The following is a 16268-nucleotide window of genomic DNA, read 5'->3' on the forward strand; positions in this document are numbered from 1 at the left end:
ATCACTCTTGAGTCATCAAAACCTTACGTGGCTTAGTGCCTTCAGCAGGTCCAATCACTCCGGCTTCTTCTAGTTCTTCCATCAAGCGAGTAGCACGGTTAAATCCGACCGACAGACGACGCTGAAGCATGGAAGCGCTAGCTTTTTGTGTTTCCAATACCAATGCTTTCGCTTCTTCGAAGAGAGGATCTCCTTCCAAGCTACCACTATTAGTGGATGAACCACTACCAAAATCATTCTCTGAAACTTCACCAGGATCAAAGCTCTCGTCATAGTTAGCTGAAGCCTGCCCCTTAATAAAGGACACAATACGTTCCACGTCATCATCTGAAATGAAGGACCCTTGCAAACGAACAGGATGATTCTCATCAATCGGTTTGAAAAGCATATCCCCGCGTCCAAGTAGTTTTTCTGCCCCATTTTCATCTAAAATGGTACGACTATCTGTTCCAGAAGACACAGCAAAGGCCACACGAGATGGCACATTGGCCTTAATCAAGCCAGAGATAACATCAACTGATGGACGTTGGGTTGCAAGAATCATGTGAATTCCAGCCGCGCGTGCCTTTTGTCCCAGACGGATAATGGCATCTTCCACTTCCTTACTGGCCACCATCATCAAATCAGCCAACTCATCAACGATAACCACAATCAAAGGCAAGGGAATCTGTTTCTCTTGCGACTTGGCATTCCAGTCCTCAACCTTGGAATTATAGCCTGCGATGTTACGCACGCCAAACTTACTAAAGAGTTCGTAACGATTTTCCATCTCATCAACTACTTTTTGAAGAGCCTTGGCGGCCTTACGTGGATTGGTCACCACAGGAATAAGGAGATGAGGAATATCGTTGTAAACAGAAAGTTCAACCATCTTAGGGTCGACCATGAGGAACTTAACCTGGTCTGGGCGAGCCTTCATCAGAATACTAGAGATGATTCCATTAACCGCAACAGATTTACCAGAACCAGTTGATCCAGCCACTAACAAGTGAGGCATACGACCTAGGTCAAAGCTACGAGCCGAACCATCAACCGCCTTACCAAGAGGAACTTCCAAGAGCTTATTAGGATCCGTCTTAGACTGTTCCCAAAGTTCACGGAAAGAAACTGTTGCTATCTCGAAATTAGGTACTTCGATACCAACCAAAGATTTTCCAGGTATAGGTGCCTCAATACGGACATCTTTTGCAGCAAGAGCCAGAGCCAAGTCATCCGCTAAATTAGAGATACGATTGACTCGGACCCCAACAGCAGGCTTGACCTCATACTTGGTTACAGACGGTCCAATCTCAGCCCGCTCAACCTTGACATCAATGTTGAAACTTTTGAAGGTATCTTCTAAGATTCGGATGTTCTTACGAACGATATTTTTCTCTTTAGACTGACTCTTTGGTTTATCAGGTGCAAAGAGATCTATATCAGGAAGTTTATACTGTAGGAGTTCCTTCGGTGTAAAATCAACCTCAACAGGAGCATCATCTCCCTCAACCACCATAGATGGTGGGAATTCTTCGGTTGGCAATTCCTCCGGATAGGGAACATAACTATCTTGGAAATCCTCACGATCCCCTGGAGGCGGATTATCATAGTAATCCTCAGAGGCATAATCACTGATTTCAGGTTCAGGTTCAAAAATCTCGGCTTCTTGTGGTAACTCTTCTGAAGCATCGTCCAAGATTTCACCCGTTTCCTCGTCGACAATCAAATCGGCCAGACGCTCTTTCTCGGCACGTTCTTGCGCTTCACGCTCTTTCTTAGCCTGACGTTCCGCCTTCTTCTCCAGACGTTTGGCCGTTCGTTCCAAATGCTTCTTGGCACCTCTCTGCCAGATGTCTTTTGCATAATCCATGATATCTAAAACATCCCAAGGACTAAAAATGAAAGCACCCAATAGAATAATCAAGCCCCCAATCATGAAGCTACCAATATTTGAAAAGAGGAAGGAAATAGGCTTGTACAAGAGTGCACCCAACATACCACCACCCGCAAAACGAGCCACCTGAACACTCACCAAATCCCCAAAAAGCAAATCCTTAGTCCCCGGAAAAATATCTAGCCCATCCATGCGTTCTAGACTAAAGAGATAGGCGTGAAACTCGAGTAGAAGACCTGCAAAGACCATCCAAAATCCAGTCACGTAGTTACTATGTTTCCGTAACCATTTAAAACCAAAGAGATAGATATAGATGGCAAAAATCAAGAGATAAGCCATACTCCCCACGAACACTCGAAAGAGATTATATAGTGTAATCCCAAAGAAACCCAATCGAAAAACTGGGAAAATTAAGACAAAGGCAAAAAAGAAGGTCCATAGCATTCGCTTAATCGCCTTCTGTCTGTCTAATTCTGCTTTTGTGAGACGCTTCTTACCACTCTTAGAAGCCGCCCCTTTTTTCATTTTTTTCGTTGTAGCCATAAATGTATTATACCATGTTTTTAGACACGAAAAAAGAGAGACGAGTCTCTCTTAAGATTGAAGACAAGGTCATCTTTTGAGACTTTCCTAAGGTAATAGTAGAAAATCTCCCTGTTCGCCCACTTCGAGTGACTTATCTCTTCTTTTTTTAATTATTCTTCAATTAATGATGTTGAGTGAACCGGACGATTCTTACCGTCTGGTTCAATATATTGAATAGCTTGGTTGATAGCAATAGGAGCTTCACCCATACCAACCGCAATCAAATCAATCTTACCATCATATTCTGCCGCACCACCAATAGCATAGACACCTTCTTGTGAAGTTTCAAACTGAGCATTAACAGTAATACTAGAACGTTTGTAGTCGACATTCCAGTTACGAAGATTCTTGTTATTAGTAGAGAAACCAAAGCTAACAACGAGGGCATCGATTGGCAATTCTACAACTTCATCCGACTTAACTCTCTGAACAGTCAAGCTTTGAGCATGACCATTTTCACCCTTAATTTCGAGGGGGACATAAGGTGTCATCACATTAACTGATGATTGATAAAGAAGCTCCACACTATGCTCATGGGCACGAAAGGCATCACGACGGTGAATCAAGGTCACACTCTCAGCAACACCATCCAAGTGATTGGCCCAGTCAACAGCTGAATCACCGCCACCAGCAATCACAACCTTCTTGCCAGCAAATTGGTCCAGACTATGCACATTATATAACAAGTTATTGTTCGCAAAATCTTCTTCATTGTCCACACCTAAAGGACGTGGAGCAAAAGCACCATTTCCACAAGCAATGACGATAGCCTTGGACAAGTGTTGACCCTTGCTAGTAGCGATTGTGAAGATACCATCTGTTTTTTCAAAAGTTTGAACTTCCTCTTTTAAGTGAATGCTGACACGATCTTCAAAACGCTTAAGCTGGATCAAGAGATTTTCTGTCAATTCGGCACCTGTCGTCTGAGGAAAGGCTGGGATATCATAGATTTTCTTTTCTGGGTAGAGAACGGCAGGCTGACCACCAAGCTCTGACAAACTCTCGATAATATTCACAGTCATACCACGTAGGCCGGCATAAAAGGCGGCCCAAAGGCCGACTGGTCCACCACCGATAATAGTAATATCGTATATCTTTTCTTCTGACATTTTATTTTCCTTCTGATTTTATCTCTTCTAAAATCTGACGTTCTTCGTCTGTAAAATCATAGTTTTCCAAGAGGTCAGGTCTACGCTCCCAAGTCTTTCGCAAGCTCTGCTCCATACGCCAACGTCGAATATTAACATGATGGCCCGACAAGAGTACATCTGGCACCTTCATGCCACGAAATTCAGCTGGGCGAGTGTACTGTGGGAACTCCAAAAGACCTGATGAGAAACTATCATCCTTGTGACTGGCTTCCTTGCCTAAAACCTCAGGAATCAAGCGGACAGTGGCATCTACAATAGTCATAGCGGCTAGCTCTCCACCAGTCAAGACAAAGTCTCCTAGTGATATTTCGTCAGTCACTAAAGTTTTGATACGCTCATCATAGCCCTCATAATGGCCACAGATAAAAACTAATTCCTCTTCTTGCGCCAATTCCTCAGCATAGGCCTGATTGAAGGTACGACCTGCAGGATCTAGGAGAATAACGCGAGGCTTAGTCACATTTAATTTATCAAAGGTATCGAAAATTGGCTGAGCACGTAACAACATGCCTTGTCCACCACCATAGGGTTCATCATCTACATGACGTGCCTTCTCCGCATTGTCACGGAAATTGTGATAGTTGATTTCTAGGATGCCCTTGTCCTTTGCCTTACCAACAATGGAGTGTTCCAAAGGAGCAAACATATCTGGAAATAGAGTCAAGATATCAATCTTCATCGTCTAATCCTTCCATGAGCTCAACCTCAATACGACCGGCTGTGACGTCAACATCAAGAACAACTGGTGGAATATATGGCAAGAGCAGGTCTTTTTTCCCTTTACGTTTCACTACCCAAACATCATTAGCACCCGGTTGGAGAATCTCTTTAACCTGACCGATTAGCGTATTACCCTCATAGACATCAAGACCAATGATTTCATGATAGTAAAATTCACCGTCATCAAGATCTGTTAGATTTTCCTCAGCAATCTTTAGGCTACAGCCCTTATACTTTTCTACATCATTGATATGGTAAAGACCTTTAAACTTAACAATATCAAAGTTCTTATGCTTACGGTGACTCGCAACCTCAACATCCATGATGTAATTATCTTTGTCATCAAAAAGAGCTAGTACACTCTTCTTCTTAAAACGTTCGTCCGTAAAATCTGTTACAGACAAAACACGAAGTTCACCCTGCAATCCCTGTGTATTTACAATCTTTCCAACGTTATAATATGTCATTCAACTTCCTTATTATTTCTTATTCAAATCAAACCATGAGTCAACGAATTATCAAGTAGCCCATGACGGCTATCTCAAAACGCACATTTTAAACCAGGTTAGATTTTTATTATTCTTCATTTCAAAGCGATATAAAATGTCTGGATTAGACCATTCAACCCCTCTATTTTATCAAAAAGCACACAAAAAAACCAGCTTTCTCTAGCTGGAGCTTATAGTCCGTACGGGATTCGAACCCGTGTTACCGCCGTGAAAAGGCGGTGTCTTAACCCCTTGACCAACGGACCATAATCTGTATCTCTACCCTCAGATAGAACTGGGGTAGCTGGATTCGAACCAACGCATGAGGGAGTCAAAGTCCCTTGCCTTACCGCTTGGCTATACCCCAAAAGACTCTTATTATTCTACAGAAAAATCAGGAGGCTGTCAATACCTTTATTAACTTTTTTCAAAAAAACAATCGGCATAACCGATTGCTAGGAGTTAGGAGATTTTATCATATAAGTGACCTTAGATGATGATTCGAGGTTGAAGAAACCTCATATGAAAAAAAGTTTTAGGACAGACTAATTATATATGTTGCTAGAAATAAAGTCAAACACTTTGACTCGTAAAATAAGAGATAATTTGCACAGCCATAATTAACCTTTTCCAACTCCTAAAATAGATTTATTCATCATCCTGTGAAACCAGATGATGTCTAAAGGCATAAACTACAGCCTGAGTACGGTCATCAACATTTAATTTCCCAAGGATATTAGACACATGAGTCTTGACGGTTTTTAAAGAAATAAAAAGTTCGTTAGCAATGGTTTGATTGTCATAGCCTTTAGCTAGGAGGGCTAAGATATCACGTTCGCGCGCGGTCAAGTCATCATGTAAGTTCGGGTGACTATCGTGGTATTTAATCTTATTGTCTACCTCAGTTTCGATAGCTTCCTCTCCACGGTAAACCTTACGGATACTATTTAGAATCTCTGCTGCACTGCTCGTTTTAAGCATATAGCCTTTGGCGCCAGCTTCAATGACTGGATAAATTTTTTCATTATCCAAATAGCTGGTCAAAACTAGAATCTTAGCTTCAGGCCATTCTTTGAGCAATTCCAAAGTCGCCTGAACACCATCTAGCTCAGGCATAACAAGGTCCATAACAACGACATCTGGTCGTAGCTCCAGGGCAAGATCGACACCCTCACGGCCGTTTTCTGCCTCTCCAACCACTTCTACATCTCCTTGGAGATTCAAGAAACTCTTAAGGCCTAAACGAACCATTTCATGGTCATCTACCAAAATTACATTAATCTTATTCGACATTGTCTTCTCCTCTTAATACTGGCACACGAACATCAATAGACGTCCCTTTACCTTTAGCTGATAGGAACTGCACAGTTCCCGCCATTTCATCAACACGCTCTTGGATATTTTTTAGTCCATATCTCATCTCGTCAGTCGAGGCATTCAAATCAAAACCAACACCATTATCTAGCATTTTTAACTGAATTTCCTGACTATTTTGATAGAGGTAGACCTCTATTTGGCTGGCCTTGGCGTGCTTAAGGGTATTAGAGATAAACTCTTGGGCAATCCTAAAGAGATTATCTTCAATACGCTTAGGCACTTTCTTAACCATATCCTTATAGACAATACGGATATTGGATTTATCAGTTAATTCTTTAAGAATCATCTGCAAGCCTTCCTGTAAAGTCTTGTTCTCAAGTTCTGTCGGACGAAGGTGCAAAAGCAAGACACGCATATCATTTTGAGCATCAGTCAGCAAGGCCTCGACTGCCTGAATCTGATGATGTAAATCTTCCTTACTTAGCTGGTCCACCATCTGAGAAACACCAGATAGAATCATACTAGCCGCAAAAAGCTCCTGGCTAACGGTATCGTGAAGATCTCGAGCAATGCGACCTCGCTCTTTCTTAATAATATCACGACTTTTCAAAGCCTGAGCATTTTCCGTTTTTTGCAGATCCTTGGTCAATTTACGCATTTTATGAGATAGACGCATCATATTCTTGTCCAACTCACTATCTCCCTGACGTTTGACAGGTTGGTTATTGATAATACGACGCAAGTCTTGATTGACCGAACGCATACTATTATCATTTGCAATGGCCCAAAGAATATACAGCAAAATGAGCAAACTCAGAACCACAAAAAACATGTTAAAAAGGAAGTGAAATACCTGAGAGATACTACCGAAAACCAGTGAAAAGTTGAGGTTAAAGCTATCCATAACCACAAGGGTAACCCCAATTAAAACAACAACTGAATAAGTTAGGATTAAAAATAGGTACTGTTTCTTCATTTACGACGTACCTCCACTGGTCCAGCTCCCACATTGAGAATCAATTTAAGCGTTCGATGGGCATGCTCATACTCTGCCCCCTGTAAGGTCAAGCTTTCGTAACGGAGGTCGTATTCATCTTCATCAAAGAAGGTCACAGAGCTATAGATAGCTGATATATTCAACTTAACGGAAATATCAATTGGTACCAAGATTGTCGTTGGTCCATAAAGTTTCTGTAAAATGACGACATTTTCTCGACCTGAAACGATAACCTGGGTCAAATCAATCACATCTGTCCCAAAGAAACGGATAATATTAATATCATCAAAGTCATAGCGATCACTTACGGGTTCCATACGAGTTCCAATCCACTGATTTCGCACAGCCTGTGGATTCAAGTCATCTTCCTTAAATTGAATGAGAGCGTAGCGATTCTTTTTCTTGACCTGTGAAAAATGATTAATCATGACATAGGCCACACCCACTAAGATAGCAAGAACCACATAGATATTCCACATGGAAACCAAAAAAAGTGAAATCAAGCAGATCGTCAAGACAAAGTCGCTCTTGGACTCCTTGTTAAAAAAGCGAACGGCCAACGAGGTTAAAACCAGTATGAAAATAAAACGGATAATATCATTATTAAAGATGGTGATTAAGCCTAGAGTTAAAAGAAGAGCCTCCACCACTAAGAAAAAATTAAATTTGGTCATAAGGACCTCTCAAATAAAAGTATACAGGGTTCATTCTATCAAATTTTGGACTAATTGACAAAGAGGACTATTTCGAGAGATTACTGGCTATACGAGATAGCGACAAAAAAGCACCCCCATCATAGGAAGCACAATCTTTAATCTACAGAAAACCTAGTCGTCGTTCTTATTCATTTTCCTACTCATAGCAAGCACCGTACTTCTGATTTCCTCAAGAATGACACGTTGTTCAGCCAACTCCTTCTCAAGCTCAGCTATTTTTCGTTCAGTTTAGCGACCTGAACGCACAAAAATATTATTAAGAGAGCTGTCAACAACCCCAGAGTAGCAATTCCACTAAACATGAGCACAACAGCAACTGCCTTACCTACGAGGTTTTTAGGGACAATATCCCCGTAACCTACTGTGGTAACTGTTGCCACAGATCACCAAATATCATCTATAAAATTATGATGCTCCACACGGGCAATAATACTACTACTGATAAGGATGATAATACTATTAGCCGAAAACAAAAAGTGAAAACCATTTCTACGATTAATACGATTTGAATTATGCTTAAACTTACTACTTAGACCAATTCAACGTGAGATTTTTTCCAAACGATCAAAGCGTTCCAGCCTTGAAAAATAAAGGAAGGTGAATACTACATTTTAAGAAATAATGGTCAACAAGTCCAACACATGCGTTTTAACAAAAATCCGCTCCCGAAGTGCCAAGGAAAAACGAATAGTATAATCTAAAGCAAATTTAAGGGTAATGGTCTGATTAATAAATAGAAAAGAATGTCACCCAATAGTAATCAACCCAACCAAATCAAAAAATTACTCTCCCTATGAAAAGAAGGGCTAGAACCGTCATGACAATATCGTAGCTAATAATATACCTTTTTCAGTTTTCTACGGTTTCTCATTTACGCCTCTCCTCTATATGACGCGTTCGTTATAAAAGAATCTGCCATTCCTGACAAGCAGCCACTTTAAAATCCCCAAGCAATTGAATCAAAAAGAGAGTCAGAAAGCCTCTCTTTTTCTTATATCTAAAATTTTCAAACTCATTATTGCTCTGTGTGAGTAGCTTCTGTAGCTGTTTCGGTACTAGAAGCTGTACTACTTTCAGAACTAGAACTTGTAGATGACGGCGATTGTGTCGTACTTGCTGAGCTTGACTGTTGAATACTTGAACTCTTAGTTACGACTGAAACATAGAGAATCACTGTGCCATCAACAGCAGTACCAACTTGAGGATCTTGATAAAGGACCTCTGTATTACTAGGTACCTTACTCTTATCCAACTTAACACCAGTATTATAGTCATGATACTCAATACTGCTACTTGAAATGTCTTTACTATTCAAGGTTTGGACTGCTGTCGAGACAGTTAAACCAGTCACATCAGGCATAGTTATAGTCTTAGGAGTTGCCACACGAAACTTGATTTTTGCCTTACTATCTTTAGGATTGAAGGACTTGTTTTTCTCCGGACTTTGAGATAGAATTTCGCCTTCTTTAGCATTATCGTCTTCGACATGTTGAATATCGATCTGATCCTCGGAAACCCCATAATTCGAGGTTAAATCCTCAATGGCATCCTTATAATTTTTCCCCTTGTAATTTTTCAGAGTGAAACCTTTGCTACCAGAAGAAACATAGACATCAATGCTTGCTCCCTCTTTACGCATTGTCCCAGCTGTAGGGTCGGTCTTGATAACTTTGCCCTTATTGACTGAATCATTTTCGACTTCTTTAACATCGCCAACCTTAAAGCCTGCACTTTCAAGTTTCGTCTGAGCTGTTGACAACTCTTGACCTACAACATTTGGTACTTGGACATTGTCAGGATTGGTAAAAACAAGATAGGCAAAAATGATAATTCCTATAAAGACGAAGCCTAGTAAAACCTTGAGTAGAGTTAAAAAGAGATTTTTCTTTTTTTTAGATAGAGAAGCTTTTTCCCTCGGTTGTTTGCTTGGAGCCGGTGTAGGCTCTGATGGTTTAGGAGAAATCTTTTTCTCAGGACCTACTGATGGAACTGAATCGACCTTTGGCAGGGTCTTAGTATCCGTCATGTCATCAAAAACTACCTTAGAATCACGACTATGACTAGGATGCAAACTAGTTGCTAGGTCGCGACTCATTTCCAAAGTGCTGTTGTAACGATTTTCAAGCTTTTTAGCAGTTGCTCTAATAACAACATTTTCTAAAGCTTGAGGAACGTTACGGTTCTCAGCCAAAATCGATGGCAGGGGCTTTTGGAAATGTTGAAGTGCAATGGTTACTGCACTATCGCCATCAAAAGGGATATGCCCTGTCAACATTTCAAAGAGCATAATCCCCATAGCATAGATATCACTTTGGATAGTGGCTTTAGAACCACGTGCCTGTTCTGGTGACAAATAATGGACTGACCCCAACATTGAGTTAGTTTGTGTCAGGCTGGTTTCAGCAAATGCTACTGCGATACCAAAGTCTGTAACCTTAGCTCTACCATCCTTAGTTAATAGAACGTTCTGTGGCTTAAGGTCACGGTGAATAATACCCTTTTGGTGGGCAAGAGTCATGGCGGAAAGGACTTCCCCCATAATACGCACAACATCTTGGTTAGACAATGGTGCATGGTCTTGAATGAATTTCTTCAAGTCCGAACCATCCACATACTCCATCACCAAGAACTGCTGACCGTCTTCTTCACCAATATCTCTAATCGCAACGATATTCGGATGGCTAAGCTCAGTCATGGCACGTGCTTCACGCTGGAAACGCGCCACAGCAACCTGATCAGTTTGATAATTGGTACGTAGCACCTTAATAGCTACACTTTCATTATCCAGAATCAGGTCGTTAGCCAGATAAACATCCGCCATACCACCACGTCCGATAGATTTAAGGATTCGATAACGTCCAGCAAACAATTTGCCAACTTGGATCATTATCCTTCCTCACTTTCTACTTCGATGAGAGCAACTGTAATATTATCATGACCACCGGCTTCATTGGCAGCAGCAACTAAACGACTGGCTTTTTCTTCGACAAGACCAGGACTGTTAACAATATGAATAATCTGTTCAATTGAAATCATATTAGTCAATCCATCTGAATTGACCAAAATATAATCTCCCGGTTCCAATTGTTGAACACCAAGATCTGCTTCAACTGGAGCAGCTTGCCCTATAGATTGCGTAATAATATTACGCTGTGGGTGAACTGCAGCTTCTTCTTCTGTCAACTGACCAGCCTTGATAAGAGCATTGACCAAGGAGTGATCGCTCGTTAATTGCTTATACTCACCATTACGGATAAGGGCAATACGTGAATCCCCAACATGAGCGAAAATCACAGCATTATCAACTAAGGCAAGAACCTCGATAGTCGTTCCCATTCCTTTATATTCTTCATTTTGACCAAGCTCATAGATTTTACGATTTTCTTCATCGATGGCAGCAATCATCCAATCACGAATATGGCTCAACTCACGATGATCAGTATTAATCCAGTCACGACCAAGGTCAGATACTGACATCTCACTGGCAATATTTCCAGCACGGTGTCCACCCATTCCATCTGCAACAATGACAAGTGTAACACCAGCCTTGTTGACAAATTTATTAACAAAATCTTGATTGTTTGACCGTTTTTGGCCAATGTCCGTTAATAATGATATTTCCATAATTTTCTTTCTGACTTGCGTCAGTGTTTCCTCCTCTGTAACCCTAGACTTTCTTACGCAACTGAGCGATAAAAAAACCATCAGTTAGATACTGTTCGGGGGTGATAGCCAAATAGCCATTGACCACGATGTCCTTGCATGGATGATCCAAGGCAACTTGCTCAAAATCAGGATGGCTCTCAAGAAAGGCCTGAATTACCTCTTGATTTTCTTCTGCTATGATGGTGCAAGTACTGTAGGTTATTATACCACCTTTTCGTAGGGTTTGACAAACACTGGATAATATATCCAATTGCTCAGACTTGAGGGATTTAAAGTCTTGGAGATCCTTATTGTATTTTATGTCTGGTTTTCGACGAATGAGACCGATCCCTGAGCAAGGAGCATCCACTAGAATCTTGTCAAAACTAGCAGTCGGAAAGACTTGATGCACCTGACGAGCATCTAGTTTCTGAGTTTTAACCTTATCAGCCAGACCAAGTCGTTGTGCATTTTCTTTAATAAGAGCAAGCTTATGATCATAAAGGTCAAGAGCCGTCACATGTCCACTCGTCAAGTATGATGCCATATGGACAGTCTTACCTCCGGGTGCCGCACAAGCATCCAGGATTTCTTCCATACCTTGAATTGCTAAAGTTGGTGCAACTAGCTGACTAGTCTCATCCTGAATGGTCAATAACCCCTCTTTAAAATAATCAGTCCCAGCAAAATAACCCGAAGACTTAACAAGCCCAACTGGTGACAAATCTGAACGCTCAGCTCCAGTGGCCTCCGCAATTTCTTCCATACGGGACACATCCGTCACACGGACACTGGCCTTGTTTCTCACAAAGAGACTTTGGAAAATAGCAAGGGCTCGCTCTTCCCCATACTGCTCAATAAGCTTTTTCACCAACCATACAGGTAGGGAATATTGAACAGAATAGCGTTTATTGACACGTTTAATCTTGCTTGGATCTGGCAATGGCTGGCTAGATAGTTTGCGAAGAACTGCATTCACCAGCTTCTCAGCTCCTTTTTTATTGCCACGATTTTTGGCAATAGAAACGGCATCGTTAACCACCGCATGGGATGGAATCTTATCCAAGTAGGCCAACTGGTAAAGACTCAAAAGCAATAGGTCATAGACCCAAGCTTCAAGTTTATCTCGATCCTCAATGACATGGGCTAAGATCCATTCCAAAGTGATCTTACGGGCAACAGTTCCATAAACAATTTCCGTTACCAGGGCCTTGTCCTTATCTGTTAGACATGAATTGCTCAGACGTGCATTGAGGGCAATATTTGAGTAAGCCCCTTCTTGAAAGACTTCTTCTAAAACTTCAAGTGCCTGTCCACGGGCTGTTTTTTTCCAATCATTGGCCAAAGACATCACCTACTTCAAGATTGCGACCGACTCCATTAAGGAAATCAGCAATAGCCATACGAGGTTTACCTTCAGGCTGAACACTCTTAAGCGAAATAGCCCCCTGACCAGTCGCAACGACCAAACTCTTCTTAGTTTTTTCGATAATATGACCAGCCTGTCCTTGTCCTTCTACTAAGTCTCCCTCATAAATTTTGAAACGTTTGCCATTAAGCAGAGTGTGTGCCACAGGCCATGGATACATACCTCGGATTTGATTGAAAATGTCACGACCCGACTTATTCCAATCAAGGCGCTCCTCTTCTGGGCTAATGTTTGGTGAAAACGTTACCTGACTGGCATCTTGAGGAACGGGTTTGATTTCTCCTGCAATGTAGGCAGGCAAGGTTTCAAGCAAGAGGTCACGACCCAAAACTGCCAATTTTTCAAACATAGTACCGACATTATCTTGGTCCAGAATTGGCAAGGCCTTTTGGCTGACCATGTCACCAGCGTCCATTTCCTTGACCATTTCCATAATGGTCACACCAGCTTCTGCATCACCATTGATGATGGCATAATGGATAGGTGCACCACCACGATATTTTGGCAAGAGCGATGCGTGAACATTAACCGCAAAGTCCATGCTATCAAGCAATTTGCTTGGCAAAAATTGACCATAAGCCGCAGTAACAATACCATCAGCTCCAAGTGATATCAGTTGGACCATTTCTTCAGAGCCTGATAATTTTTCAGGCTGATAGATTGGCAACTCATGCGCCAAGGCTAATTCCTTAACTGGTGTCATGCGAATTTCTTTTTTTCGGCCGACAGCACGATCTGGCTGTGTGACAACAGCGACAATGTCGTAACGCTCATCTGTCAAAAGTCCCTCCAGCACTGTCGCTGAAAAGGCCGGCGTTCCCATAAATATTATTTTTGTCATATTCTTCCTTTTCTAAATTAGGTAAAATTCTGAGGCTCATGATCGATAATCAAACGTAGATCCTTATTTTCAGGTTCCTGTGTCATATCAAGGATCCTATTAAGCGTCTCTTCCAAGCTATCCTCAAAACGATATTTGATAATAATCTGATAATGATAAAGGTTATGTGTTCGGGCAATAGGTTTTGGTGTTGGTCCCAAGAAAGTCACCTTGTCCGACAAATGTTCTCTTAAACAAGCCATGACATCATAGCTCTTACGGACTACAAACTCTTCATCCTTGTGGGAAAGAGTGATCCCTACCGTATAAAAATATGGCGGGTAGGCCAACTGACGGCGAATCCCCATCTCATAGGCATAGAATCCCTCATAATCCTGTTGCTGAGCAAAACGAATGGCATAATGACTAGGGTTATAGGTCTGAATAATAACCTCCCCTTCCTTGTCCGCACGACCAGCACGACCAGCCACCTGAGTCAACAACTGGAAAGTGCGCTCAGCCGAACGAAAATCTGGTAAATTTAGCGACGTATCCGCATTTAAGACCCCTACCAAGGTAACATTGGGAAAATCCAAGCCCTTGGCAATCATTTGGGTGCCTAGCAGAATATCAGCCTTGCCACTCCCAAAAGTCTCTAAAAGTTTCTCGTGAGCGCCTTTTTTACGTGTAGTATCAACATCCATACGAATCACTCTGGCTTCTGGAAAAAGTTCCGTCAATTGATCATAAGCCTTCTGTGTCCCAGTCCCATAATAGCGAATCTGACGACTCTGGCAATTAGGACAGACATTAGGAATAGCTTTTTGAAAATCACAGTAGTGACAATTCATGGTCTTGGTATCCATATGCAAAGTCAGTGAAATATCACAGTTCGGACAGTCATCCACATAGCCACAGTCACGACACATGACAAATGAAGAATACCCACGACGATTCAACAACAAAACGACTTGTTCCTTACGTGCCAATCGCTCTCGGATTTTCTCCAAGAGAGGTGGCGTAAAATCACTCGCCTCTTGTCTACCGACAAAGTCCTTAAAGTCCACCACTTCAACCTGCGGAATTTTAGCACTAGGATTGGCCCTCTCCGTCAATTCAAAAAAATGGTAGACCCCTTTCTGAGCCCTCGCTCGAGACTCAATAGAAGGCGTGGCTGAACCAAGTACAAGAATAGCGCCATGGCTTTTGGACCTAAGCAAGGCCACATCTCTAGCATGATAGCGAGGATTGGATTCCTGCTTATAGGTCGCCTCGTGCTCCTCATCGATAATGATTGCTCCAATATTGTCCAAGGGAGCAAAGATAGCAGAACGTGCTCCTACAACGACCTTTGCTTGACCAGACCTAACCTTACGCCACTCGTCAAATTTTTCACCATCTGACAAGCCTGAATGCATGATTGCTACCAAGTCACCAAAACGGGAGATGAAACGATTGGTCATTTGTGGCGTCAGAGAAATTTCTGGAACCAAGACAATGGCAGTTTTTCCCATAGCCAAGGTTCTCTCAATAAGATGCAGGTAAACCTCAGTCTTACCTGACCCCGTCACTCCTTTCAACAAGAACGGCTTCCCACCATGACCAATCTGACCTGTCATTACTTCAACAGCATGTGCTTGCTGAGCATTAAGCTCTAGAAAATCCGTCTTCTCTACCTTTTCAAAGTAGCTATCAGCACGATTGACCTCAACTTCAGTGATGGCTAGAGCTCCAGCCTCAATGAAAAACTTCACCACATCTCGAGAAAAAAGTTTATGCAGGTCTACTAACTTTCCAGGCTCATTCTTTTCTAACAAGAAGTCCCGCAACTCCAGCCGCTTCTTGGCTCGTTGCGAAATATCCAAAGTCTCTAAAATGCCTCTTTGAACACTATAATGTTTCTCCGTTTTTATATTTTGTTTATCCCTAGCAATGTAATCAACCGTTACGCGACCAGATCCCACCAAACGCGGAATGGCTTGACCTTGTTTTTTCGACAATTGAGAGAAGAGAATATGGTCTCGCCCCTGAAGAAAAATGTCCCTCTCCTCTTCGCTCAGTTTATCAGTTGCCATGATAACTTTGTCATACTGTGAATTAAGGAGACCCGGAAGCATAGACTTCAAGATGGAAATCTTATAGGAAAAAACCGTGTGTCGCATTTGGTCAGCCAAATCCAGCTGATCCTGATTAAGGACTGGTTCATAATCCAAAAGTTCCGCAATTGGCTTCAAGTCCGGCAGATTTCTTACATTTTCTTGCTCTACAAAGCCAATAACAAACCCTTGCAAGAGACGATTTCCTTTACCAAAAGGCACATGAATCCTCATACCGATGGTAATTTGCCCCTGCATGGATTCTGGTACAAGGTAACTATAAGGCCTGTCCGTCTGCATTAGAGGAACATCTACAATTATTTGTGCAACTAAAACCATATATCTCCTCTCTTCACCTTTGGTCCAGCGATTTCCTAAACTCCAGAAATCCTGAGCTAAGTGATATGCATCATAAAGAAGGAAGCTGAGAC

Annotated in this window: 13 protein-coding genes and 2 tRNA genes; all 15 read right to left on the reverse strand. The window is 41.8% G+C overall.

Annotated features, from left to right (window positions below; genetic code table 11):
- Position 1 precedes the first annotated feature (1 nt).
- The gene (locus E3C75_RS09680) at positions 2-2416 is read right to left on the reverse strand and encodes a DNA translocase FtsK (RefSeq protein WP_100262588.1); all 2415 of its coding nucleotides are present in this window, start codon (positions 2414-2416) and stop codon (positions 2-4) included.
- A 152-nt stretch (positions 2417-2568) separates the two neighbouring features.
- Complete coding sequence (locus E3C75_RS09685; RefSeq protein ID WP_111679664.1) at positions 2569-3567, reverse strand: NAD(P)/FAD-dependent oxidoreductase; 999 nt, start codon at positions 3565-3567, stop codon at positions 2569-2571.
- 1 nt (position 3568) lies between these two features.
- Positions 3569-4288 carry a tRNA (guanosine(37)-N1)-methyltransferase TrmD gene (gene trmD, locus E3C75_RS09690; RefSeq protein ID WP_011226285.1) on the reverse strand — a complete coding sequence of 240 codons (720 nt, stop codon included), beginning with the start codon at positions 4286-4288 and terminating at the stop codon, positions 3569-3571.
- The gene (rimM, locus tag E3C75_RS09695; RefSeq protein WP_084828975.1) at positions 4278-4796 is read right to left on the reverse strand and encodes a ribosome maturation factor RimM; all 519 of its coding nucleotides are present in this window, start codon (positions 4794-4796) and stop codon (positions 4278-4280) included. The genes trmD and rimM overlap by 11 nt, the downstream gene beginning before the upstream one ends.
- A 215-nt stretch (positions 4797-5011) precedes the next feature.
- Positions 5012-5083 (reverse strand) — tRNA-Glu (locus tag E3C75_RS09700).
- Positions 5084-5112: 29 nt separating this feature from the next.
- A tRNA-Gln gene (locus E3C75_RS09705) sits at positions 5113-5184 on the reverse strand.
- A 281-nt stretch (positions 5185-5465) separates the two neighbouring features.
- Complete coding sequence (locus E3C75_RS09710) at positions 5466-6110, reverse strand: response regulator transcription factor (RefSeq protein ID WP_002951384.1); 645 nt, start codon at positions 6108-6110, stop codon at positions 5466-5468.
- A complete protein-coding gene (locus tag E3C75_RS09715; protein ID WP_100262586.1) occupies positions 6100-7110 on the reverse strand; it encodes an envelope stress sensor histidine kinase LiaS in 1011 nt (336 codons plus the stop codon). The genes E3C75_RS09710 and E3C75_RS09715 overlap by 11 nt, the downstream gene beginning before the upstream one ends.
- A complete protein-coding gene (gene liaF, locus E3C75_RS09720) occupies positions 7107-7805 on the reverse strand; it encodes a cell wall-active antibiotics response protein LiaF (protein WP_014621793.1) in 699 nt (232 codons plus the stop codon). Before liaF ends, E3C75_RS09715 begins: the two co-directional genes overlap by 4 nt.
- Before the next feature lie 254 nt (positions 7806-8059).
- Positions 8060-8227, reverse strand: coding sequence for a potassium channel family protein (locus E3C75_RS11875; RefSeq protein ID WP_014727613.1), 168 nt, complete (start codon positions 8225-8227; stop codon positions 8060-8062).
- 635 nt (positions 8228-8862) lie between these two features.
- Positions 8863-10734, reverse strand: a complete 1872-nt coding sequence (pknB, locus tag E3C75_RS09730) for a Stk1 family PASTA domain-containing Ser/Thr kinase (RefSeq protein WP_084826071.1) — start codon at positions 10732-10734, stop codon at positions 8863-8865.
- A complete protein-coding gene (locus E3C75_RS09735; RefSeq protein WP_014727615.1) occupies positions 10734-11471 on the reverse strand; it encodes a Stp1/IreP family PP2C-type Ser/Thr phosphatase in 738 nt (245 codons plus the stop codon). The genes pknB and E3C75_RS09735 overlap by 1 nt, the downstream gene beginning before the upstream one ends.
- A 43-nt stretch (positions 11472-11514) precedes the next feature.
- Entirely contained in the window at positions 11515-12837 is a 1323-nt protein-coding gene (gene rsmB, locus E3C75_RS09740; RefSeq protein ID WP_111679780.1) for a 16S rRNA (cytosine(967)-C(5))-methyltransferase RsmB, read from the reverse strand.
- On the reverse strand, positions 12827-13762 hold the full coding sequence (fmt, locus tag E3C75_RS09745; protein ID WP_084828976.1) for a methionyl-tRNA formyltransferase: 936 nt from the start codon (positions 13760-13762) through the stop codon (positions 12827-12829). The genes rsmB and fmt overlap by 11 nt, the downstream gene beginning before the upstream one ends.
- A 17-nt stretch (positions 13763-13779) precedes the next feature.
- Positions 13780-16176 carry a primosomal protein N' gene (locus tag E3C75_RS09750; protein ID WP_064355547.1) on the reverse strand — a complete coding sequence of 799 codons (2397 nt, stop codon included), beginning with the start codon at positions 16174-16176 and terminating at the stop codon, positions 13780-13782.
- Positions 16177-16268: the final 92 nt, after the last annotated feature.

It is taken from the genome of Streptococcus thermophilus (assembly GCF_010120595.1).
Classification (GTDB): domain Bacteria; phylum Bacillota; class Bacilli; order Lactobacillales; family Streptococcaceae; genus Streptococcus; species Streptococcus thermophilus.